2 protein-coding genes and 1 pseudogene are annotated in these 3,789 nt (G+C 76.7%); all 3 read left to right on the forward strand.

Annotated features, from left to right (window positions below):
* Positions 1–413: 413 nt before the first annotated feature.
* Positions 414–908: pseudogene (locus tag AAHZ94_RS30300) on the forward strand (SigE family RNA polymerase sigma factor); the annotation flags it as partial.
* Positions 909–1,243: 335 nt separating this feature from the next.
* Positions 1,244–1,954, forward strand: a complete 711-nt coding sequence (locus tag AAHZ94_RS30305; protein WP_349996928.1) for a hypothetical protein — start codon at positions 1,244–1,246, stop codon at positions 1,952–1,954.
* A gap of 318 nt (positions 1,955–2,272) precedes the next feature.
* On the forward strand, positions 2,273–3,789 hold a 1,517-nt coding region (locus tag AAHZ94_RS30310), incomplete at its 3' end, for an AAA family ATPase (protein WP_349996929.1).

Consider the following 3,789-nt stretch of genomic DNA (forward strand, 5'->3'; position numbering starts at 1 on the left):
GGGGGGGGGGGGGGGGGGGGGGGGGGGGGCGGGGGGGGGGGGGGGGGGGGGGGGGGGGGGGGGGGGGGGGGGGGGGGCGGGGCCGCCGGGGGGGGGGGGGGGCGGGGCGGCCCGGGGCGCCGGGCGGGCCGCGGTCCCGCCCGGCGGGCCGAAGCCCTGTGTGAGGGGTTTACGGGGCCGCCGCCGAACGGGTTGCACGCCGCCGCGAAAAATCTCGCGGCCGTCTTTTTCGGCCGGGCGTGCAACCCGGCGGCGCCCGCTCCCGTACCTAAGAGGACGGGAGTACGAGGGCGAGTGCGCGAGGGCCCGCGGCCGGGTGTGGGGGCCGGGTCGGGTGCACGGGCCGGGAGTACTCGGGAGTACGGGGCCGGGCGTGCGGGTCGGGCGTGCGGGGTCGGTGGGAGGTCGAGCGGGTGCGGGAAGCAGTCCGGGAGCGCGAGTTCCGGGAGTTCGCGGAGGCGCGGCAGGCGCAGTTGCGGCGCAACGCGTACCTGCTCTGCGGCGACTGGCACCACGCCCAGGACCTGACCCAGGCCACCTTGATGAAGCTGTACGCGGCGTGGGGCCGGGTGCGCAAGGACGGCAACGTGGACGCGTACGCGCGCACCATCCTCACCCGCACCTTCATCGACCAGTACCGCAAGGGCCAGTGGCGCGAGGAACCGGTGGACGAGGTGCCGGGCGTGCGCGGGGCGCCCGAGGTGGCGGCCGACGCGCCGGAGTTGCGGCTCGTGATGCAGTCGGCGCTGATGGAACTGCCGCCGCGGTACCGGGCCGTGCTGGTGCTGCGCTTCTGGGAGGACTGGAGCGTCGAGCAGACCGCGGAGGCGCTGCGGGTCACCCCGGGTACGGTCAAGAGCCAGTGCGCGCGGGGGCTCAAACGGTTGCGTGGCCTGGTGGAAGGGATGGTGGAGGGGGACGGGCCTGGCGGGGCTGGGGGTGGGGCTGCCGGTGCGGGTGGTACGACCCGTGTGCTGCGTACTGCTCGTACGGGCAGTACGGGCAGTACGGGCAGCACGGCCGCCGGTACGAGCAGTACGGCCGGTACGACCAGCGCAGCGCGTGCAGCCAGCACGGCCCGTACGAACAGCGCCGCCAGTACGCAGCACACGCACGGCAAGACCAGTAAGACCAGTAAGGCCGGTGGGACCGGCAAGACCAGTACGGCCGCCGGTACGCGCCGCGTGGGTGGGGCCCGTGGTGTGGGCGGAGCGAACGGGGTGAGGGGGAGGTGAGAGACGGGATGTCGCCGGAGCCGGAGCAGGAGCGGGAGTACGAACGGGGGCCGGAGCAGGAGCGGGAGTACGAGCCGGAGCGGGGGTACGTGCGGGAGCCGAAGCCGGGACGGGAGCCGAAGCAGGAGCGGGGCGAGGGCGTCGAGCTGCGTTTCGCCTTCGCGGAGATCCTTGACGGTGCGGCGGAGCCGCCGCTGTCGAGCATGACCGATGCGGCCGTCACGGGCGGGCGGCGGATGCGCCGGCGCCGGCTCGTGGCCTCGGTGGGCAGCGCGGGCGCGGTGGTCGCGCTGGCGGTGGTGGCGGCGCTCGCGCTGCCGGGTTCGGGGCCCGAGGGGAAGGTGGAGCCGCTGGCCCCGACGGGCACCCCGCGCCCCGTGCCGACCGCGCCCGCGCCGGAGTCGGCCACCCCGACGGAACCCGCGCCGCAGCCCACGGTCGAGCCGACCCCGACCGACGACCCGACGCGGGGCGGCGCCGCCAGCGAGCAGCCGCGCGACCCGTCGCCCGGCGTCCCCGACGTACCGAGGGGCCCCACCCCGCACACGCCGACCCCGCAGAACCCGGGCGGGGGCGGGCAGGGCCCCGCTGACCAGCCCGTACCTCCGACCATCGAGCCTCGTCCCGGCCAACCTTCGACACTGCCGACGGGCGGTTCGGGGACGTCACCCAGCGCCGCCCCACCGTCGGGCTTGCCGTCCGCTTCGGCGGGGTTCTGAGCGAGGTTCTGCGCTGGGGCTGGGGCTGGGGCTGGGGCTGGGGCTTGGGTCGGGGGCCCGGGTGGGTCCGCGGCCGGGCCCGCCCGCGTGACGACCCCGCGTAGCCGATCCCCTGTGACGAGCCCGCGCGCCGACCCCTCGCAATGCCCCCGTAGCGCCCCCATGGGACGCCCCCCGGCGCGTACCCGTGAAGCAATCCCGCCGAACGGCGGCCCGTGCGGGGCGTTGACGGGGGATCGACGTGGCATGACCATGTAACGAAATTCCGGGGGCCCGCGGGGCGGGGCGGCGCGGGCCGTGCTTCGTGAGGAAACCGTCGTGGACTGTGAACCCGTCACGCGGCACGATGTCGTGCTCGCGGCCCGGCGCCACCTCGCCGACGGCGGCAGCGTGGTGCTGTTCGGGCCGCGCGGCGTCGGCAAGTCGTACGTACTGCGCGGGCTGGTCGACGGCGCCCGCGCCCACGCCGGCACGGTGCTGTGGTCCGAACCGGGCGCCGCCGAGCGCCCGTTGCCGTACGCGACCCTCGCCGACCTGCTCGACCCGCTGGCCGATGACGCGCTCGCCGCGCTGCCGCCGCCACAGCGGTCCGCGTTGCGCGCCGTGCTGCGCCGCGAGGAACCCGCGGCCGGTGGGCCCGACCCGCTGGGCGTGCGGCTCGGGTTGCTGGCGCTGTTGCGCGGGCTGACCGCGCGCGGCCCGGTGCTGCTCGCGGTCGACGGGGCGCAGTGCGTGGACGACGAGAGCGCGCAGACGCTGGCCTTCGCGGCGCGCCGGCGCGGCCCGGGGCGGGTGCGGGCGGTCGTGACGGAGACGGCGCGCGCCGGGGCGGGCCCGCAGACCGGCGCGGCGCTGTGCCCGGGGCCCGCGCTGATCCGCGAACTCCCGGCGCCCGCCGCACCCGAACTGCGCGAACTGCTCGACCGCCACGTCGCCAAGAAGCTGCCGTACTGGCTGGTCAGGCGGGTGCACGAGGCGTGCGACGGGGACCTTCTGGACGCCCTTGAGGTCGTCCGCGCCCTCGACCGACTGCCCGAACTCCCCACCCGCGACCAGCCGTTGCCCCTCCCCGAACACATCCGCGCGGACCTCGCGGAACGGCTCACCGGCATCCCGCCGGCCGGCCGCGGACTGCTGCTGATGGCGGCGGCGGTACGGAAGGGCCCGGTGGAGTGGGAGTTGCTGGACGCGGCGGCTCGTACGGCGGTAGTGGGCGGGGAGTCGGGGGCCTGGGCGGGGGGTGGTCCGGCCGGTCGGGTGGGTGCGGGTCTGCGGTTCCTCGCGGGGCTCGGCCCGGGCGGTCGAGAGTTCCCAACTAACGTGCACAGCATCCGAGTTGATGGTGCGGCGAACGCCGTGATCGAGCCGTGTCCGGGCTCCGCGCCGCCCCCCCCCGCCCCCACCCCGTACGTCCAACCCACAGCCGAACCCGTAACCCAGCCCGTAACCCAAGCCGCTCCGCACGCTCCCACCCGTCCCGCGGCCGGGCCCGTAACCCACCCGGCAACCCAACCCACCCCACAACCCACGGCCCAACGCGTAACCCAACCCACGGGGCACCCCGTAACCCAACCCACGTCATCCCACCCCGTAACCCACCCCCTCACCCCCGCCCTGGCCGCCGGCCTGCTGGCCCTGTCGGACGACGGGACCGCCGTGCGGTTCGTGCGACCGCTGGACGCCGTTGCCGTGTACGCCACGGCGACCGCCGCCGAGCGGCGTACCGCGCACGCGCGGCTCGCCGCCGCCACGCTCGACCCTGCCGAACACGCCCGCCACCTCGCACTGGCCGCGCCCGGGCCGGACGCGGGGGTGGCCGAGGTGCTCGCGGGCGC

The sequence above is a fragment of the Streptomyces sp. HSW2009 genome, assembly GCF_040240285.1.
Taxonomy (GTDB): domain Bacteria; phylum Actinomycetota; class Actinomycetes; order Streptomycetales; family Streptomycetaceae; genus Streptomyces.